Origin of the sequence: Priestia megaterium, from assembly GCF_046599315.1 — a bacterium.
GTDB lineage: Bacteria > Bacillota > Bacilli > Bacillales > Bacillaceae_H > Priestia > Priestia megaterium_F.
The window spans coordinates 445614-464616 of sequence record NZ_JBKIKC010000003.1 but is presented as its reverse complement, the minus strand read 5'-3'; the positions used below and the strand labels follow the sequence as shown (position 1 = coordinate 464616).

Annotated in this window: 17 protein-coding genes and 1 pseudogene; 4 read left to right on the top strand and 14 right to left on the bottom strand. The window is 38.3% G+C overall.

Annotated elements, in window-relative coordinates; translation table 11 throughout:
• The first annotated feature begins 205 nt into the window (after positions 1 to 205).
• From ACLHDF_RS13480 to ACLHDF_RS13470, 3 genes are read left to right on the top strand one after another with little or no spacing between them, the layout of a single operon-like run.
• Positions 206 to 838, top strand: a complete 633-nt coding sequence (locus ACLHDF_RS13480) for an N-acetyltransferase (protein WP_413919273.1) — start codon at positions 206 to 208, stop codon at positions 836 to 838.
• 30 nt (positions 839 to 868) lie between these two features.
• Positions 869 to 1510, top strand: coding sequence for an acetoin utilization AcuB family protein (locus tag ACLHDF_RS13475; protein ID WP_413919272.1), 642 nt, complete (start codon positions 869 to 871; stop codon positions 1508 to 1510).
• Entirely contained in the window at positions 1510 to 2673 is a 1164-nt protein-coding gene (locus tag ACLHDF_RS13470) for an acetoin utilization protein AcuC (protein ID WP_413919271.1), read from the top strand. The genes ACLHDF_RS13475 and ACLHDF_RS13470 overlap by 1 nt, the downstream gene beginning before the upstream one ends.
• Before the next feature lie 29 nt (positions 2674 to 2702).
• Here ACLHDF_RS13470 and motS read toward each other — a convergent pair whose 3' ends face one another.
• From motS to ACLHDF_RS13430, 8 genes are all read right to left on the bottom strand, one after another.
• Positions 2703 to 3359: a flagellar motor protein MotS gene (gene motS / locus ACLHDF_RS13465; protein ID WP_413919270.1), complete on the bottom strand. Its 657-nt coding sequence runs from the start codon at positions 3357 to 3359 to the stop codon at positions 2703 to 2705.
• Positions 3349 to 4152 carry a flagellar motor protein MotP gene (gene motP / locus ACLHDF_RS13460; RefSeq protein ID WP_413919269.1) on the bottom strand — a complete coding sequence of 268 codons (804 nt, stop codon included), beginning with the start codon at positions 4150 to 4152 and terminating at the stop codon, positions 3349 to 3351. Before motP ends, motS begins: the two co-directional genes overlap by 11 nt.
• A 53-nt stretch (positions 4153 to 4205) precedes the next feature.
• Positions 4206 to 5204, bottom strand: a complete 999-nt coding sequence (ccpA, locus tag ACLHDF_RS13455; protein WP_413919268.1) for a catabolite control protein A — start codon at positions 5202 to 5204, stop codon at positions 4206 to 4208.
• Between the two features lie 555 nt (positions 5205 to 5759).
• Positions 5760 to 6836 (bottom strand): bifunctional 3-deoxy-7-phosphoheptulonate synthase/chorismate mutase, encoded by a 1077-nt coding sequence (locus tag ACLHDF_RS13450; protein ID WP_413919267.1) that lies wholly within the window; start codon positions 6834 to 6836, stop codon positions 5760 to 5762.
• A gap of 194 nt (positions 6837 to 7030) precedes the next feature.
• The gene (locus ACLHDF_RS13445) at positions 7031 to 7210 is read right to left on the bottom strand and encodes a hypothetical protein (protein WP_413919266.1); all 180 of its coding nucleotides are present in this window, start codon (positions 7208 to 7210) and stop codon (positions 7031 to 7033) included.
• 118 nt (positions 7211 to 7328) lie between these two features.
• On the bottom strand, positions 7329 to 7652 hold the full coding sequence (gene ytxJ, locus ACLHDF_RS13440) for a bacillithiol system redox-active protein YtxJ (protein ID WP_413919265.1): 324 nt from the start codon (positions 7650 to 7652) through the stop codon (positions 7329 to 7331).
• A 989-nt stretch (positions 7653 to 8641) separates the two neighbouring features.
• Positions 8642 to 9097, bottom strand: a complete 456-nt coding sequence (locus ACLHDF_RS13435) for a YtxH domain-containing protein (protein ID WP_413919264.1) — start codon at positions 9095 to 9097, stop codon at positions 8642 to 8644.
• Positions 9098 to 9124: 27 nt separating this feature from the next.
• A complete protein-coding gene (locus tag ACLHDF_RS13430; protein ID WP_413919263.1) occupies positions 9125 to 9610 on the bottom strand; it encodes a DUF948 domain-containing protein in 486 nt (161 codons plus the stop codon).
• Positions 9611 to 9892: 282 nt separating this feature from the next.
• Between ACLHDF_RS13430 and ACLHDF_RS13425 the strand changes: the two genes are divergently transcribed.
• Entirely contained in the window at positions 9893 to 11008 is a 1116-nt protein-coding gene (locus ACLHDF_RS13425) for an aminopeptidase (protein WP_413919262.1), read from the top strand.
• 39 nt (positions 11009 to 11047) lie between these two features.
• On the opposite strand, the gene murC is transcribed toward ACLHDF_RS13425, so the two are convergent.
• The 6 genes and pseudogenes from murC to ACLHDF_RS13395 all read right to left on the bottom strand — a co-directional run bounded on the left by murC (position 11048) and on the right by ACLHDF_RS13395 (position 18849).
• On the bottom strand, positions 11048 to 12349 hold the full coding sequence (gene murC, locus ACLHDF_RS13420) for a UDP-N-acetylmuramate--L-alanine ligase (RefSeq protein ID WP_413919261.1): 1302 nt from the start codon (positions 12347 to 12349) through the stop codon (positions 11048 to 11050).
• A gap of 185 nt (positions 12350 to 12534) precedes the next feature.
• Positions 12535 to 13188, bottom strand: coding sequence for a nicotinate phosphoribosyltransferase (locus ACLHDF_RS13415; RefSeq protein WP_413919260.1), 654 nt, complete (start codon positions 13186 to 13188; stop codon positions 12535 to 12537).
• 340 nt (positions 13189 to 13528) lie between these two features.
• On the bottom strand, positions 13529 to 16612 hold the full coding sequence (locus ACLHDF_RS13410) for a DNA translocase FtsK (RefSeq protein WP_413919259.1): 3084 nt from the start codon (positions 16610 to 16612) through the stop codon (positions 13529 to 13531).
• 428 nt (positions 16613 to 17040) lie between these two features.
• Positions 17041 to 17644, bottom strand: a pseudogene (gene ytpR, locus ACLHDF_RS13405) (YtpR family tRNA-binding protein).
• A gap of 2 nt (positions 17645 to 17646) precedes the next feature.
• Positions 17647 to 18459 (bottom strand): DUF1444 domain-containing protein, encoded by an 813-nt coding sequence (locus ACLHDF_RS13400; RefSeq protein WP_413919258.1) that lies wholly within the window; start codon positions 18457 to 18459, stop codon positions 17647 to 17649.
• Positions 18460 to 18531: 72 nt separating this feature from the next.
• Positions 18532 to 18849, bottom strand: a complete 318-nt coding sequence (locus ACLHDF_RS13395) for a thioredoxin family protein (RefSeq protein ID WP_413919257.1) — start codon at positions 18847 to 18849, stop codon at positions 18532 to 18534.
• Positions 18850 to 19003 lie beyond the last annotated feature (154 nt).

Genomic DNA, 19003 nt, shown 5'->3' with positions numbered 1-19003 from the left:
TTGTCGGAATTAGGATAATAGTCTCCCTTGTTATATGACAACCTCTGTTATAAAAGTGTCGAATTAACAAGAATCTCTTCTAATTTTTCTATTCTATGTTTTTTTAAAAACTCCTTTTCTTTTATTTAATTTTTTGAAAACGCTTTAGTACGGAGTTTTTTTTGTATTATAATACAGATAAGACTGCTTGAAGGTGGTGATTCATTTGAAACATTCCCAAACATACAATATGAAAGAAGTAAAAACAGCTGTTGGGGCAATTGTTATTGAAGGACCTGTCTCCTCAGATACCTTGCAACAACTTGATTTTCATGAGCAACTAACGGCTTTTCGCCCACCTGAACAGCAAAAAGAAGCATTAATTGAGATTGCCAATTTGCCTGAAGGTAGAATTATTATTGCTCGCCATCACCATACAATCATTGGTTACGTAACCTTTTTATATCCCGATCCTCTAGAACGATGGTCGGAAGGAAATATGGATAATTTAATCGAATTAGGAGCTATAGAGGTAGCCACTCCGTTTCGCAGTTATTCTATTGGAAAAAACTTACTTACCGTATCTATGATGGATGATGCAATGGAAGATTATATCATCATTACGACAGAATACTACTGGCATTGGGATTTAAAAGGAACAGGGTTAAACGTGTGGGATTACCGTAAAATCATGGAGAAAATGATGAATAAAGGCGGGCTAACGTGGTTTGCCACAGATGATCCAGAGATTAGTTCCCACCCCGCTAATTGTTTGATGGTAAGAATCGGAAGCAGAGTTCCTCAAGAAAGCATGCAAGAATTTGACAGCCTGCGCTTTCGAAATCGTTTTATGTATTAAGCTGACCATTAAGAAAAGGAGCCATGTCTGATGATTGTTGAAGAGATGATGAAAACCGATCTCATTACCTTAACCCCCGACCATACGATCGCTGAAGCTATGAAACTTTTAGATACACATAAGATTAGACATATTCCCATCATTAATGAATTTCATCACGTAGTTGGCATCATTTCTGATCGAGACGTAAGAGACGCAAGCCCTTCTATTTTAGATAGTACTTATACATCTGCTCTTCTATCCGAACCCGTGCGGATGATTATGCAAACAGAAGTTATTACAGCTCACCCTCTTGATTTTGTTGAAGAAATTGCAAGCATTTTTTATGAACATCAAATCGGTTGTATTCCCGTCATCAAAAACAAACGTTTAGTAGGCGTTGTGACCGAAAGAGATCTATTACATACGTTTATTCAGCTTACCGGCACCAATAAGCCAGGTTCACAAATTGAAATAAAAGTAGAAAATAAGGCTGGCGTGCTCGCTGAAGTTACATCCCTCTTTGGTTCAAAGAGAACGAACATCTTAAGCGTACTTGTCTACCCTGACGTAGACGAACGATATAAAATTCTTGTGCTTCGCATTCAAGCTATTAATCCATTAATTAGTGTAAATTTATTAAAAGAAAACGGCTATGAGGTGTTATGGCCTAAATTACCGGAGATGACGTAATGACTAGTAATGCTGTATTTATTTATTCAGATGATATTCTTTCATACAAATTCAGAAATAATCATCCGTTTAACCAGCTTCGTGTTCAACTAACATATGAACTGTTACGGGAATTTGGCGCTTTAGGCAATCAAGATATCATATTACCGCGGATGGCATCTGATGAAGAACTTCAGCTTGTCCATGATACTAGCTATATTCAAGCGGTAAAATTAGCAGGAAGCGGCGAGCTTTCTGTTGAAAAAGCAGCGGATTTCGGCCTCGGAACAGAAGATACACCTATGTTTCCTAACATGCATGAAGCCAGTGCGTTTTTAGTGGGCGGAACACTTACTGCTGTAGATTATGTTATGACTGGAAAAGCTAAGCATGCTCTGAATTTAGGAGGAGGACTGCACCACGGCTTTCGAGGAAAAGCTTCTGGCTTCTGTATTTACAACGATAGCGCAGTAGCCATTAAATATATGCAGCAAAAGTACAATGCGCGCGTTCTCTACGTCGATACAGATGCTCACCACGGTGACGGCGTGCAATGGACATTTTATGACGACCCTTCCGTTTGTACTCTTTCTATTCATGAAACGGGACGCTACTTGTTTCCAGGCACAGGAAACGTAAACGAACGCGGGCACAGTAAAGGCTATGGTTATTCATTTAATGTACCGGTTGATGCTTATACAGAAGATGACTCTTGGCTCGATGTTTATAAGACCTCTTTAAAAGAAGTAGCTGCTTTTTTTAAACCGGATGTTATCTTGACGCAAAATGGAGCCGATTCTCATTATTACGATCCACTTACTCATTTATGCGGCACCACTAAAATATACCGTGAGATTCCTAAAATCGCCCATGAAATTGCCCACAAGTACTGTCAGGGAAGATGGATTGCCGTTGGCGGAGGAGGATATGATATCTGGCGCGTTGTTCCTCGGGCATGGTCATTCATCTGGCTTGAAATGATCGAACGAAAGGCAGAAGGCATGCTTCCTCTGTCATGGCTTGAAAAATGGACGAAAGTATCACCTCATCCCGTTTGCACACAGTGGGATGATGAACTCAATATCTATCAGCCAATTCCAAGAAAACCAGAAATAACTGAAAAAAACGCTCAAACTCTGGAGCGCGCTCTTTATCCTATTCGTTCTCATACATCTCATTCTTAAAAAAAGGCTATACAAGCGTATGGCCTTTTTCACTGTGCTTCAGGATCTGCAATAATAATTTCGACGCGTCTATTTTTTTGTAGATTGCCATTAGACGTATTCGGGATAAGCGGCTTTGTATCTCCGTATCCAATTGCTTCAAAGCGTTTAGCAGAAAGAGAAAAATGGTTTGTTAAATAACGTATGACGCCGCTAGCACGTGCTGCTGACAGTTCCCAATTAGATGGATAACGATAGGTGTGAATGGGTCGATTGTCGGTATGACCTTCTACTTTAATATCATTTGGAATAGTACTGAATAACTTTCCTAATTCATCTAGAAAAGGGGTACCTCTTTCCAAAATGTCTGCTTGTCCTGTTTCAAACAGCACCTGTTCTTGTAAAATAAGCACAACTCCGCGTTCCTCTCGTTTAGCAGTAATGACGTGCTGAAGCTTATTTTCCTGCAAGTAGTCCTCTACTTTTGCTAAAATACTATCCAGCTTTTGAGACTGTTGGCTCTTTTCTACAGAGGCCACAGAACTACTGCTTGTAAGCGAATTAACAACGGTCTGAAACTTTTGATTATCAACGCTAGACATTGAAAATAGTAAAATAAAAAAAACTAAAATTAACGTCACCAAATCAGCAAATGTTACCATCCATTTTGGCGACTGTGCCGAGTACCTTTTTCTTCTACGCTTCACGAACGTGCTCTCTCTTTTCTTCAAGCTTTCGTTTTTCAACAGGGGCAAATACTTTTAGCTTGGCCTGCACAAAGCGAGAATTTTGGCCCGCCTGCAAGCCGATGACACCTTCGATAATCACTTCTTTAACAAAAAGCTCATGCTCCGTTTTACCAGCTAATTTAGCCGCGATTGGTTGAAAAAACAAGTTTGAAAGCAGTGCTCCATAGAAAGTCGTTAACAGGGCAATCGCCATATTAGGACCAAGCGATGAAGGAGCATTAAGGCTTTTTAGCATCAACACTAGTCCAACGAGCGTCCCGATCATTCCCCAAGCAGGGGCATAATCGCCTGCTTTTTCAAACATGTTTCGGCCTCTGGCATGTCTTTCTTCCACTGCAGCTATTTCAGCTTCAAGCAGCTCTCGAATCATTTCTGGTTCTACTCCATCAATGGCTAGTAAAATACCTTTTTTTACAAATGAATCATCGATTTGTTCAAGCTCTGCTTCTAATGATAAAAGTCCTTCTCGACGCGCTTTTTCAGATAAATGTACAAATGTTCCTACAATTTCTTCTACGTTTATTTCTTTAGATTGAAACGCTTGTTTCCCTACTCTTCCCATGTTTTTTAATTGTTTTAATGGAAAGCTCACACACAGCGTACCGAAAACGCCTCCTAGTACAATCAAAATCGATGGAACATCAATAAAAGCTAAAAAGCCGCTTATTCCTCCACTAGAAATAACCCCAAACACAACCATAGAGATACCAATTAGTATCCCTATAGGTGTGAGCATATCAATTTTTTTCATATTTTATCTCCACGTGTTTGAACTTTTAATTCGTTCTTATTCATTCACAGGTATTATTTTGTTGATTGTCTGAACTCGATGCGGTGAGGAAGCTGTACAATACTACTGTCTACCGTTTCTTTGTTCATGTATTTTGTTAATAGGCGCATCGCTACTGCACCAATATCATACATTGGCTGTACAACAGATGTTAACTGAGGACGAACCATTGTTGAAAGTCTTGTGTTATCAAAACCGATAACTTCTAGATCGTTTGGTACATTCAATCCGCGATCTTGTGCCCCGTGAATAACGCCTAATGCCATTTCATCCGTTCCAACGAAAATAGCAGTTGGCTTTTCATCTTCTTCTAATAGTTTTTCAACAGCTTCAATACCAGAATCGTACGTGTAGTCTCCTTCTACAATATAAGAATCACGCACAGGCAACCCGTTTTCAGTAAGAGCACGCTTGTATCCCTTTACTTTTTTCTCATGATTGATTGGTTCTTCTAACGTACCTGAAACGAATGCAATATTTTTATGACCGCTGTCAATTAGTGTTTGCACTGCATCAAAAGCTGCTTGTTCATAATCAATAGTTACAGATGGGATTTGATTGGTTGATTCGATCGATGCTGCAAGTACAACTGGAACCGGTGATTTTTTTAGTTCTTCTACGTGTTCTTCCGTTACATTCCCACTCATGAAGATGATTCCATCTACTTGTTTACCAAGCATGTTATTTAAAAGGTGAAGTTCTTTATCTTGATTTTGATCGGAGTTACTTAAGATGATATTATACTTGTACATCGTTGCAATATCTTCGATTCCACGCGCTAATTCTGCATAAAAGATATTTGAAATATCCGGAATGATAACTCCTACTGTCGTTGTTTTTTTACTTGCTAATCCACGCGCTACTGCATTCGGACGATAGCCAAGTCTTTCGATTGTTTCTAATACTTTTTTTCTAGTTGATGGTTTTACATTTGGATTTCCGTTTACCACACGAGAAACCGTTGCCATCGACACGCTTGCTTCCCTTGCTACATCATAAATTGTTACGTTCACAACAAACACTCCTTATCGAAAAACATTTCGTTTATTTTATCCTTATTTCATTTTTTGTATTTACGTATATAAATCCATCTTCCTTTATAGAATGGCTATTTCTAGCTCTTTCACTCTTACATACAGCTTAGATACCCTGTATGCATCTAAATCATTCCTGTTATGTCCTTATTAGTGTACAAAGACAATTTTACCAGTTAATATGTAACAATGTAAAAGACGGTGTATAGTAAGTAAATAAAAAAAGTGAATCGCGAATTTATATCATATGCAATCACAGAATGATAGCGAATATCTGTAACTACTATACGACACTATGTGCTTCATCGCAACGTATTTACCGCCTTTTTCCGACAAGTTTCACGAGAATTTCATAAATTCTTGTTTTTTGGATTTGCACTTATTCTTTCCTATTTTGACAAAAGTTATCGACTATTTTCAAAATACGTGATAATTTCGCGTATCTTTATTATAACGAAAGGCAAACAAGCTTGAAACCATTAAGTGCCTCAAACTTGTCATAAAAGTATACGAATTTTTCATTTTTACGTTTTTTTATAAATTTAAGTTACATACAGGTTTTAACTGCTTCATAAATTCAGTGAATTGCGGAATATCCATTTGCTGAGCTGAATCAGAAAGTGCTACAGCAGGATCTGGATGAACCTCTGCCATAATTCCATCCGCACCAATGGCAAGAGCCGCTTTAGCCGTTGGAACAAGTAAATCTCGTCTTCCCGTTGAATGCGTGACGTCGACTAAAACAGGTAAATGAGTTTCTTGTTTTAAAATTGGAACGGCTGAAATATCCAGCGTATTTCGCGTTGCTCGCTCATACGTACGAATTCCTCGTTCACACAAAATTAGCTGATTATTTCCTTTTGAAACAATGTATTCAGCGGCATTAATAAACTCATCGATCGTAGCGGCTAAGCCTCGCTTTAATAAGATAGGCTTGTTCACGGCACCCGCTTCTTTTAACAGCTCAAAGTTTTGCATATTACGAGCGCCAATTTGAATTACGTCCACGTACTCTAACGCTGTTTCAATATCAGCTGGGTCGACAATTTCACTAATAACGGCTAAATCGTATTCATCAGCTACTCTTTTTAAGATTTGTAGTCCTTCTAAGCCAAGGCCTTGAAAATCATAAGGAGACGTTCTTGGTTTGTACGCGCCGCCTCTAAGCATCCGCACGCCTTGCTGCTTCACCACTTTCGCTACGGCTGCTACTTGCTCATAGCTTTCAACTGAACAAGGGCCTGCTACAAAACGCTGAAGTCCGTCGCCAATTCTTTCTCCTTTTACCATAACAATTGTATTTTCCGGCTTCTTTTTACGAGATACAAGAAGTGCTTTACGATGATCATCTTCTTGAAGCTCTAAATGAGCTTTGAAAATCTCTTTGAAAATATGTTGAAGCGTAGATGTTTGAAATGGTCCTTCGTTTTTGCTTAAAATCGAGTCAAGCATTGCTCGTTCACGAACGGGATCAAACCGTTTGGTTGACTGCATTCCTTTTAACTTTCCTATTTCTTGAACAAGCTCTCCTCGCTCATTAATAAGCTTTAACAGTTTCATATTTACTTCGTCAATTTGAGATCGCAAATGCTGAAGATCTGAATTCGTCATGTACGTCCACCCTTTCACTAATTTTAAAAAATCCGTTTAGCAGGGTTACTACATAAGATGATAGATGATGGAGGATATATGTAAGAGGCTTCTCTGCTTTTATGTGCTAAACTACATCTATTGTACGAAAAAGCAGATGAAACCGCAATCAGCATATAAAAAAAGAGGTTGAGACATAATTAAATTACTCCAATCTAAAGACGAACAAATGGGAGAAATAAGCTAGTATGGATTGCTTGTTCCACCGCTGTTGATTTCCGTGCAAGACTTCGCTTTCCACGGGCGGCCGGTGAGCCTCCTCGTCGCTTGCGCTCCTGCAGGGTCTCAGCTGTTCCGCTTTTCCCGCAGGATTCTTCGTCTTCCCCTCCAATCAACAGCTAGAAGCAACTACATACAGTAAACCTACGTTCACCATACCAATGAAAAAATCCGAACGATTCATCGTTCGGATCTTCCTTCACCTAAACTGCTTTTGTCCCATTCTCTTTTCGATTAATGAGCTACATTTTTCGCTAATTCTTCTTCGTTAATGTTCCAGTGAGAAGCATGCCACTTTACTTTCCCATCTTCAAACAGAAGCGCTTGAGGTGATTCATGCTTCACTTCATATGTTTCAGCGATATAGTTAGATACATCTCGTGAATCTTGCACATGAAGATAATAAGAAGGAATGTCTTCATGACTAGAAGCAAACGCTGAGAATGCCTCATGACCAGCTACACTAATTGGACATGTTGTGCTGTGCTTTAAAAATAAAAATCGGTTATTTTCCTTTACAACTTGTTCGAACTCTTCAACTGTTGAAATCTTTTTCATTTTTTTCACCCTTTCTGTACTTACTCTTAAGTTTACATGGTTTGACCGTTTCCATACAAAAAGAGTGCTCAGCTTTATGTATTAAACTGATGAGTTCATTTTAATAAATTTTATAGAAGATATAATCTTATAAGTACGTTTTTCTTAAAATATCTATTCAGACATCTTAAAGCATACCGAAGAGATAGTGGTATAAGCACGAGCTTTGAATTTTTCATTTTGAGGATTGCACTTTTCTCCATTACACTATTCATAATAAACATCTTGTACTCTTCTTCTTCCTTCCGTTGGACATATAGCTAGCGTAACCATATAAACCGGAATACAAATTAAATAGAGCTATGTACATTATTTTAGTATTTAATTCCACTTGCTTAAAATTTCCCTTTATACCAAGTTCGCTTTTTAAGAAATCTAATGAATATTTTATGTTGTTAGGGCTATTTGATGGCTCACCATTAAATTGTATTCTAATAGCAACTTCTGAGTCATCTTTGGATTTAATGCCTACTGAAACAAATTCATTTTTTATCTTCTATTCTTAAATAACTGTTTTTATCAATTTTACTCTCTTCAGGAAACAGCATCTCATACTGATTCGTCTTAGAGTGAAAGGTATAATAGCCCTTTTTTTCTTTTATGGACTTTATAAATCCGTGCGTAAACTTGTTTTGAAAAGCTCGCCCATCTGGAAATTCCCCCCTCATCTTAACCAGGATTTCTTCTTTTGACCTCTCACTAGTTTCGCTGCTCGTTTGAAACCCGCTTAACCATAGAGAGGCAATTAAGCATATTAAGATTTGTTTTTTGTTTTAGATATAACTTCTCCTTTTTACTTGCTAACTGTATCATCGTCAAAACTTTTTCCATTTTTTACATAACCCTTTTTAGACCCTTATTTTGAAACAGTCATTTACGTGCTGCTAGCCAACCTAAATTACATACAAAAGAAGCGTTCACCCTATAGGGTAAACGCTTTTGATTCTTTATTATGGTCGTGGCACTGTGCTTTCCACTTCATCTAGTGCTTTTTGAGCTTCTGTTAGCTTCTGCTGGACGTCTTCGTTGCTTTGAGACTCCACTTCATCAGCCAGCACTTCTAAGCTTGTTGGAGGCAATGCTTCGTGTTCAGGATCTACTTTACGGAAGTTTTTCACTTTGTCCACTACTTGCGCAGATTGCTCAGACAGTGTTTGTGATAAACCAGCCGTTTTTTCTTTAGCCGTTTGAGCAAAGCCTTGTCCTTTTTCAAAAGCACTGTTTTTCGCTTGCTCTGTTTTTAAACGAACGTAAGCTGCTTGCTCATTTAAATCAGAACGGAACTCTTTACCTGATTTTGGAGCAAGTAGTAACGCCGTTGCAGCTCCTACAACTCCTCCAATCACTGTTCCTAATAAAAAGCCTTTATTTGAAGTGTCGTTTGGTTTGTTTGATTTGTTTGACATATTCTTCTCCTCCTCTAAAGTTCATTTTTATGAAAATGAGCGTGAACGCTGAACCGCTTTTTCTTCCTTAACAGGAACAACGGGTTCTACGCTTGTTTGTTTCTGTTTTCTTGACTTTATACGTTCCCATACGTCTAATGCAACATTACTCCATTGAACGACTTGAGCAACGGTTTCTTTATTTTCTTCTACTTTTTCTGAAACGCTTGATGATACGCTTTTAATAGACTTATTTAAGTCTTGAATTGAATCTCCTACGCCTTTAACAGAATCCACCACCGTATTCAGCGCTTCGGATTTACGCTGAATATCTTCAGCTAACAGATTAGTCTTATGTAAAAGTGCAGTTGTTTCGGTTGTGATTCCTGTCATTTGCTTTTCTACACCGTCTAAAGTACCTGCCACTGAATTTAATGTGTGCTGAACGGATTTCAACGTTTTGGATACGGAAACCACTAGGTAAAAAATTGCAATGGCAACAATAGCAGCGCTTAAATAAAGAATAATAACCATCTGTGCAAGGCACCTCCTATTTTCATCTCTCTTGTTATAACTACTTTCCCAATTTTATAAACAATTAAACCTTCTATTCCCTATAGACTCTTTAACTTTACCATATTCTTTCTGCCTTTATTCATAAAAAGGGAAGATTGCTACATTATTTCGCGATATATGAGTTATTTCCCTTCCTAAAGAAAAAAAGGATTTTAAAGCATAAAAACAAACAAAATAAGCTCAGTGGGGTACAATAGAAAGTGAATCACCAATCATTGTTATTTTAAGGAGGCCCTATTTATGAAAGACCCTAGAATTGCAACATTAGCTAAAAATTTAATTAATTATTCTGTTCGCCTTCAAGAAGGAGAAAAAGTATTAATCGAAAACTTTGGACTTCAGCGCGAACTTGTAACAGCACTTGTAGATGAAGCGTACAAGGCGGGTGGCTATCCGTTTGTACTGCTAAAAGATCATTCGGTAGACCGAGCTCTTTTAAATGGTGCACAAGAGGAGCAGTTCAATATGATGGCAGACTTCGAAGCAAACGTGATGAAAGAAATGGATGCGTATATTGGCTTACGTTCTGGTTCAAACATCTTTGAACAATCAGATGTTCCTGCAGATAAAATGAAAATTCAAGGGAATACGATCGGTAAAAAAGTACATAGAGAAATTCGCGTTCCAAAAACAAAATGGGTCGTTCTTCGTTATCCAAACGATTCAATGGCGCAGCTTGCTAAAATGAGTACAGAAGCATTTGAAGATTTTTATTTTGATGTATGTAACTTAGACTATGGCAAAATGAGCAAAGCAATGGATGCTTTAGTTGAGTTGATGAACCGTACGGACAAAGTGCGCTTAACAGGTGAAAATACGGATTTAACGTTCTCTATTAAAGATATTCCGGCAGTAAAGTGTGCCGGAGAAATGAATATTCCGGACGGTGAAGTATACACGGCTCCTGTACGTGATTCCGTAAACGGAACAATTTCTTACAACACTCCTTCTAACTATCAAGGTTTTACGTTTGAAAATGTATCCTTAACATTTAAAAACGGTAAGATTGTTGAAGCAACCGCTAATGATACAGAACGCATCAACGGCATTTTCGATACGGATGAAGGCGCCCGTTTTATTGGCGAATTCGCAATTGGCGTAAATCCTTACATTCAACATCCAATGCAAGATATTTTATTTGATGAAAAAATTGACGGAAGCTTCCACTTTACTCCTGGCGAGTGTTACGAAGATGCGTATAACGGAAATAAGTCAAATATTCACTGGGATATGGTAATGATTCAGCGCCCAGAATATGGCGGTGGCGAGATTTATTTTGATGACGTATTGATTCGGAAAGACGGACTATTTGTCATTGAGGAATTAAAAGCGTTAAATCCTGAAAATTTAAAATAGGTTTTGAAATAAAAAAAGCACTCAGAAGAGTGCCTTTTTTTATGATACGGTTTGCTGATATAGTTTTTCAAACTTTTGAATGTCTCCAGCACCCATAAATACTAATACAGCTTCATTATGGTCTTTTAACGATTCAATTGTTTCTTCATTAATTAATTCAGCTCCGCTGATTTTGCTTCGTAAATCTTCAATTGATAATTTCCCTTGATGCTCACGAGCTGATCCAAAAATGTCGCATAGATATACTTTATCAGCGTGCTGTAAGCTTGCTGCAAAGTCCTCTAAGAACGTTTGTGTACGCGTAAACGTGTGCGGTTGGAAAACAGCCACAACTTCACGGTTTGGATACTTTTGACGAGCAGCTGAAATTGTTGCATTAATTTCTGTTGGATGGTGTGCATAATCATCGATTAGCACTTGTTTGCCAACGTTCTTTTCACTGAAACGACGCTTTACGCCTTGATATGTTTTAAAACGCTCTTGCAGCACAGCAACGTCAATTTCTTCATAATGACAAAGTGCAATAACAGAAAGTGCATTTAAAATGTTATGGTCGCCATATCCTGGAATTTCAAATGATGCGTGGAACGTATTGCGAACGAACACATCAAATGTTGTGCCTGTTGTACTTTTTACAATATTACGAGCTTGAAAATCATTTTCTTCTCCTAATCCGTAATAAAGAACGGGCACTTTTGCTTGAATTCGCTGCAGATGTTCATCGTCACCACAGGCAATAATTCCTTTTTTGACTTGAAGTGCCATCTCTTGGAATGCACTGAATACATCGTCGATATTGGCAAAATAATCAGGGTGATCAAAATCAATATTCGTCATGATTGCATAGTCTGGTGTATAAGATAAGAAGTGGCGGCGATACTCACATGCCTCAAACGCAAAATACTTGCTGTCTTTTACACCCTTACCTGTACCGTCTCCAATTAAATATGAAGTAGGCTCAGCTCCTTGAATCACATGCGCTAACATACCCGTTGTGGATGTTTTTCCGTGTGCTCCTGTTACGGCTATACTCGTATATTGTTTCATGAAGTCACCTAAGAAACGGTGATAGCGTACAAGCTTGACTCCTTCTTTTGAAGCTGCTTCTGCAATTTCTTCATGCGTATCAGGAAAAGCATTTCCTGCGATTACAGTCATGCCGTCTTTAATATTATTTTTATCAAATGGTAAAACAGGAATTCCCTGCTGTTCTAGTGCTTTTTGCGTGAAAATTTCTTTTTCAATATCCGATCCTTGAACTTGAAAGCCCATATCGTTTAGGATTTGCGCAAGCGCACTCATTCCTGTTCCTTTAATACCTACAAAATGGTAAACTGTCATATAAAGAACCTCCAACATTCGTCTATCTGTAAGACAGTATATGACGGTTATCTAGAATTGCTCTTACAAACGTATATAAATGTCGTTTGATTGCTGATTTCACGATAACATTCGTACATTATATCACTTCTTATAACATAACACCATGACTCCATTTTTACTCTCTTCCCTTGCGAAACGGCCTTTTATTTTGGCTTCATCACATATTGTATAGCCTGCTGTTTTAAAAACGAGCGCCATGTCATTGCATTTTTTTTGTCATTATATTGCGTTACTAACTGTTCAATGCGTTGTTTATGTCCTAAAAAGAAAGAGTCAATTAACACGTCATATCCGATTGATTTTATTTTTCGAATCCAAATTACTTGTTGTTCCTCTACATTTGCAAATCTTCCTCTTACATCTTTGATGATAACCTGCTCATTTGTCAATGGGGTATATCCTTTTAAAAAAAACGAATTAGGTACTTTAGACACAATAATTGGCTCTAGTACACTCGTTAAAAAAAAGGCTCCTTGAATCAAAAACGGCTCTGTTTTCTGCTTTGCTTGATCAGCTAAAAAAAGCTGTAGCAGAGTTTTCCCCTGAATGGTTACATACTCAAATGCAAACCATTGAAAAAATAATTGTTCATGGGAATCAGACAGAGGCACCTCATGAGGCAAGTTTACTAACTCTTTAAATATATGTGAAGCCCGCACTTTTTCTCGTATATTCGTGTAGCGGTTCACAAAAAAGAAGTATTGATTGTAAAAGTCGCAAATAGCATTGTCAGACTGAATCTGCTTTTGTTCACGAATTTCATTAAAGTTAATCAGTTCATGATTTTCTTCTGTCATTACTCTTCACTCGTACTCTAATTATTTTGGTTTGTCCTCTTTAAAACATTTTCAGCTTATATGTTTCTACTGGTGAGGCATGATAGCAAACTATCACATGCTAAAAAGCAAAGCACACATTATCTTTACATATAGTAAATCATTTTACTAGTTCTGACAAACCTTTTCCTTTTTTTCTTGATGAATTTCTTCCACAACCCCTGCTTAATTTCTGTGTAAACAGACTTAAAGCAGCAGAAAAAGAAGCAGCGGATGCAGCGACAGAGCATTAGCTCCCATGAAACTGAATCCTGCTTGTCTCACATAGCCTCTTTTTCTAACCTACATGTAGAAAAACAGCTTAAAATGTAGAAGTCGCTGTTTGACTTTCCATTTCTTGAAGCTCGTTTTCAGTAATGAGCACATCTCTCGGCTTGCTTCCTCTTGCCTCTGAAATAATTCCTTGCTGCTCCATCATATCAATTAGGCGAGCAGCACGATTGTAGCCCATTCTGAAGCGTCTTTGCAGACTGGAAGTAGAAGCACCGCCTTGATCTAGAACAAACTCGCATGCTTCATAGAAAAGCTCATCTTCTTCATTTGAAGCAAAGCTTTGCTGCTTTTTCAACAAATCTTCTTGATCAAATAAGTATGTCGGCTTCATTTGTTTTTTGACATGATCTACAACGCGGTCAATTTCTTCATCTGAAACAAAGTTCCCTTGAATTCGAACGCTTTTAGAAGAGCCGTTTTCAAGAAGCAGCATATCACCTTTACCTAGTAGTTTCTCTGCTCCCCCTGTGTCGATAATTGTACGTGAATCAACTTGGGAAGAAACAGAAAATGCGATACGCGTTGGCACATTCGCTTTAATTAAGCCTGTAATAACATCTACGGAAGGACGCTGCGTTGCAAGCAATAAGTGAATACCACAAGCTCTTGCCTTTTGAGCAATACGACAAATAGCTTCCTCTACTTCTCCTGGAGATACCATCATTAAGTCGGCAAGCTCATCAATGATAATTACCAGATATGGCAGCTCACCGCTTTTTTCATTATGTTCTTTTACACGTTCATTGTATTTTGTAATATCACGTACGCCCGCATGCGCAAACAGTTCATAACGGCGCTCCATTTCCTCTACTGCCCATTTTAAAGCTGTAGTAGCTGCTTTAGCATCCGTAATAACCGGGCTTACTAAATGCGGAATGCCGTTGTAAGGAGCTAGCTCAACCATTTTAGGATCAATTAACATAAGCTTGACTTCGTGCGGCGCAGCTTTATAAAGCAAGCTGACGATAATGGTATTAATACATACACTTTTACCGGACCCAGTTGCCCCGGCAATCAAGCCGTGAGGCATTTTGTTTAAGTCAGTCACAACCGGCGTGCCTGAAATATCTAATCCTAACGCCACCCTTAAAGGAGAGTTATCTTTTCTAAAAGAAGGATGCCTTAAAATTTCACGAATTAACACCGGTTTACTCTGACGGTTTGGCACTTCAATTCCAATCGTATTTTTCCCTGGAATTGGCGCTTCAATTCGGATATCGCGCGCAGCTAGGCTCAGTTTAATATCATCTGTTAAATTCGTAATTTTGTTTACCTTCACACCAGGTTCAGGATGTACTTCAAACCTGGTCACGGTAGGACCTTGCGTGACGTTTACGACTTTAGCTCGAACGTTAAAGTTTTTTAATGTCATATCCAACAGCTCACGCTGCTTATCCGCCCATTGATTATCTTCTTCAATAGCTGCCGGAGGAATGTTAAGTAAATTCATTCCTGGAAATGTATAAGGAGAAGAAGCCTTTACATTTACAGGTTCTTCAGCCTTTAACGAAGCTTGTGGAACCGCTTCTTGTCTTTTTTCACTACGAACTTCTTGCCTATTTAATTCCGTTTTTTTTTGCAGAGCTTCGGGCTCCTGCCTTTGGTATAAACCTTGTGACGGCTGACTTTTTTCTCGAGAGCTGTTCTCCATCTTTGTGCGATCTTTTTTTAGCATCATCACGTTAAAAGGAACTAATCGCTTACCGCGAGCTTTTTCAGCATTCCCTGGCTGTTCTGCAGGCATAAGAGGTTCTACAGCTGGCTCTTGCTGTACTTCTACTTGTAACTGTTGGTCTTCCTCTTTTATCATCGAATTTTCAAGCTCCGGGTGAACACCAGATACAGTCGCTTCTAGTTGCAATTCATCAGTTGCGGGTTGCGATGGATTTAAACTTTCAGAATTCAGCTCATGTTCTGCTTCAGTATCCATACTGTTTGTAGGCTCTTCTAGAATCAAATCACTTTCTTTCTCAACAGCCGGAGCTTCTTCTTTCTTTCTAGGCTTCAGTGCTTCTACTTCTTCTGTTGCTTGTAAAAGCGCTGCGCCTCCGTCCGTCAACGTTTCTGCTTCTACCTCTTCAGCTTCATTTCCCATCTCTTGTTGGAAAGAAATTGATGATTCAAACGGAGGCGTTTCCTCTGAGATGGGAACTTCTTCAGCTACTTTTAATTGTTCCGCTAAATCCCAGTTGAGAGTTTTCTCTTGTGCCACTAACGGTTCGACCGCGCGTGATTCTTCAAAAGTTAGAGTCTCTTCTCGCTCTTTTACGGCTACTGAAGAGCTTGGCTTTTCCTCAGGAAATGATAGTTTCTCTTTTTGGTTTTCCTCATATTGCTTCCACTGAGCAAAACGCTGAGAAGACTGTTGCTTCATTTCTTCTGTTTCTTGAATCGCCACTTCTTCGGCTACTGGCTTAGAGGCAGGTTTTCTTAACGGCTCTACAACAGCCGTATTCATCGCTCGTCGGTAAATCTCATCTTCAAACGCTACTTTTGATAACTGTGTACTCGGAAGCTCATATTCTACTACTTCCTCACTTCCACTTTGTACAACATTAGAAGGCCGCTTATTAAACCCATAGACGGGTGAAGGAATTTCAGTCGGACGAAACGGACGTTTTCTTACTTGAGGAACCGTTTCTTTCTTTTCTGATACCTTTTTTAACGGCTGAGACACTGACTTAGGCTGCGTTAGCACCGACTTACGAACAGGCTCTTGATAAAATGGAGCCGGTGCCTTTTTTGTTACAGCTCTTGGCTCATTTTTAGGAAACACTGCCTTCTTTGCTTCTCCCGTGTCCTCAATCAAAGGAAAGCGAAACGTTCCTTTTGGGTATTGATAAGCTACTTTTGTATGAACATCTTGCTGCTCTTCACTGTAACTACGCTTCTGCGGTCTAGTTGAGTGTGAGACGGGAAGTTTTGGTGCTGCTTTCATCACTGGCTTTTGGTGAACTGACTGCATTTGCTTAGGCTTAGACGCCTTCTTTTTAGGAATTGTTTTTTCTCTATTTAAAGGGTATTCTTCCGTTGTATTACCATGTTCGTCTACAACGATTTCTTTCACTTCGTATCCTAGTAAATAATCCATTACTTTTCGTACAAAACCCATTTTTATCACTCTTTCTATCAGACTATCTTACTTCGTTTAGCCTCGTATATCGCATTGCTGCGACATCTACAAAAAGCTATCCATGCATCCTTTATTTACCTTTGGCCTCAAAGTATTATCTGAGATGGATATATATACTATCTTTTCATTTATCATTCTATCACGTATGCTTGAACTCTTACTATAAAATCTACTATTTTGCTTCCCTTATTTATACAGTAAAATTCCTCTTTGCAAAAATATTTTTTTGCATTTAGTTAGCACCCATAATTAAACGCGAAAAAGCCACTAGTATATACTAGTGGCTTTTAATTTTATCAAACCTTTTTGAGAATTGACAATTGCTTTTCAGCAACTGTAACGCTTTGAAACATACGTGTAAAAAAACTTCGTGCTTTTGCCCTATAAATCACTGTTGCACTCTGCTTTTATGCTTGAAAAGATTGACCTACTTCGTATTTGTCCTCAAGTACTAAAATTCCTTTTTCTTGAGGAGCGTTCGGAAGCGCCAGCTCTTTAGCAGAACAAATCATACCTGAAGAAGGTACACCGCGCAGTTCCGCATCTTTAATAATCATACCACTTGGCATAACCGCTCCTACTTTTGCTACCACGACTTTTTGACCTGCTTCTACATTTGGTGCTCCACATACAATTTGAAGTGTTTCTGTGCCAACGTCTACTTTACAGATATTCAGCTTATCTGCATTTGGATGCTTCTCTTTTTCTTGAACATATCCCACTACAAATTTAGGAGATAAATCCACTTCAATTTTACCTTCAAAGCCGCTTTCGCTAAGTACACGATTCTTCTTCCACCATTTCTTCCGTTAATTCAAGAGAACCATTTCCCTCTACTTTTAACTTAGAAGAAGCATGAAAGATGTTATAGCCAGCTGTTGTATTTGATTTTTGATCAAAGATACGCACAACGTCACCTTTTGTTTCAAATGTTCGATTTTCAATTGCGATATCTTCTAGTTTGACGATTAACGTATCGCCGATGCCTTCTTTATTATAAAAAAGATTCATAATTAATCCCGTCCTTTACTGCGATTTTTTCCTAGAATAAAAATAGGTTCTAGCTCACCGTTTTCGTATAAAAATGAAAGAGCTGTGATGGGTACACGTCCACTTGCAAAAAAGCTCATGGTCATCTGCGCAAGAATATCATAACCTGTTTCATTTTGAATGTCAGCTAGAATCAGTACATCTTGGTGAGGTACTGCTACAGCCATTGTGCCCGAAACACGAGAAGCAAAGTCCTGCAAAAATGCCTCGTTAAGAATTCGGCTTGCATCATAACCATCGTTCTGATTTACAAAATAAAAGTCATTGCCTGCTACCGTATCTTTTTTATGTGAAATTGGCAAAGAGCGAAGATTAAATTTAGCCATTTCCCGCACTGCGGTTAGATCTAAATTTTCCTTGCGAATTAATTTCTCATCTAATAAGCGATATGTATTGCCTAAATCAAGCGCATAATAAATGCGTGTTTCAGCTGTATGTTCATCATAAATCAACGGCACGTCTTCATTCGATTTATCCGGAAAAGACGTTGAGCGAATAACTGGATAAATGCGTTTTTCTTTTCCCGTTACCTGCTGTTCATCGTTCATAACACGAAGAGCTTCTTTTATATAATATACCATTTCATCTAGAGCTGCTTCCTTTTTTTCTTCCCATTTTGCGATTAGTCCAGGTAAAGAAATGGTTACACCCTTTTTCGTTTTTTGATGTTCAACGCGCAGCGTATCTTTTTCCCGATCAAATAAAAATGACCAATCGGAACTCGTTAATCGCTCTTCAAGTAGTTTTCTCATCTTTTGACTATTCATTTTCGCCATATTTACGCCTCCTTTTCTCATTTTTATGTATGAAGACTGATAGCTGGATATAGCTATCAGTCTTCACTTGATTTATGCATTTAAGCCGTTAATAAACTCTTCAATTTCTTCTTTTGTTTTACGGTCTTTGCTGACAAAACGCCCTGTTTCTTCTCCGTTGCTGTAACCAACAAAGCTTGGAATACCAAAGATGCTTAATTCTGCACAAAGATCGATAAAGTCGTCGCGATCGACGTAGTGAAATGTATACTCACTATGATTCGCCTCAATTTCTGGAAGCACAGGCTCGATTACTCGGCAATCTGGGCACCAATCTGCTGAAAACATCATGATATGTTTTCCTTCTTTAATTGTTTCTTTGTATTGTTCAATTGTTTTCATTTTTTCCATTTTTCTTTCCTCCACTTTTTCTTTTTCTTTCGTATTTAAACGGCTAAAACCCTATACATTATTTAATCCTTTTACATCAAAACATAGTATATGAGTTGTTGCAACTATCATACACTGATGCTTTTCCATTATAAAGGGTTACAAAGAAATTTCC

What these genes read in the sequence shown, in the direction of transcription:
- ACLHDF_RS13470 (WP_413919271.1), top strand. Translation starts at nt 1,510, where the DNA reads ATGACTAGTAATGCTGTATTTATTTATTCAGATGATATTCTTTCATAC.
- ACLHDF_RS13475 (WP_413919272.1), top strand. Translation starts at nt 869, where the DNA reads ATGATTGTTGAAGAGATGATGAAAACCGATCTCATTACCTTAACCCCC.
- ACLHDF_RS13425 (WP_413919262.1), top strand. Translation starts at nt 9,893, where the DNA reads ATGAAAGACCCTAGAATTGCAACATTAGCTAAAAATTTAATTAATTAT.
- ACLHDF_RS13395 (WP_413919257.1), bottom strand. Translation starts at nt 18,849, where the DNA reads ATGGAAAAAATGAAAACAATTGAACAATACAAAGAAACAATTAAAGAA.
- murC (WP_413919261.1), bottom strand. Translation starts at nt 12,349, where the DNA reads ATGACAGTTTACCATTTTGTAGGTATTAAAGGAACAGGAATGAGTGCG.
- ytxJ (WP_413919265.1), bottom strand. Translation starts at nt 7,652, where the DNA reads ATGAAAAAGATTTCAACAGTTGAAGAGTTCGAACAAGTTGTAAAGGAA.
- ACLHDF_RS13435 (WP_413919264.1), bottom strand. Translation starts at nt 9,097, where the DNA reads ATGTCAAACAAATCAAACAAACCAAACGACACTTCAAATAAAGGCTTT.
- ACLHDF_RS13400 (WP_413919258.1), bottom strand. Translation starts at nt 18,459, where the DNA reads ATGGCGAAAATGAATAGTCAAAAGATGAGAAAACTACTTGAAGAGCGA.
- ACLHDF_RS13410 (WP_413919259.1), bottom strand. Translation starts at nt 16,612, where the DNA reads ATGGGTTTTGTACGAAAAGTAATGGATTATTTACTAGGATACGAAGTG.
- ACLHDF_RS13415 (WP_413919260.1), bottom strand. Translation starts at nt 13,188, where the DNA reads ATGACAGAAGAAAATCATGAACTGATTAACTTTAATGAAATTCGTGAA.
- ACLHDF_RS13450 (WP_413919267.1), bottom strand. Translation starts at nt 6,836, where the DNA reads ATGACGAATTCAGATCTTCAGCATTTGCGATCTCAAATTGACGAAGTA.
- motP (WP_413919269.1), bottom strand. Translation starts at nt 4,152, where the DNA reads ATGAAAAAAATTGATATGCTCACACCTATAGGGATACTAATTGGTATC.
- ACLHDF_RS13430 (WP_413919263.1), bottom strand. Translation starts at nt 9,610, where the DNA reads ATGGTTATTATTCTTTATTTAAGCGCTGCTATTGTTGCCATTGCAATT.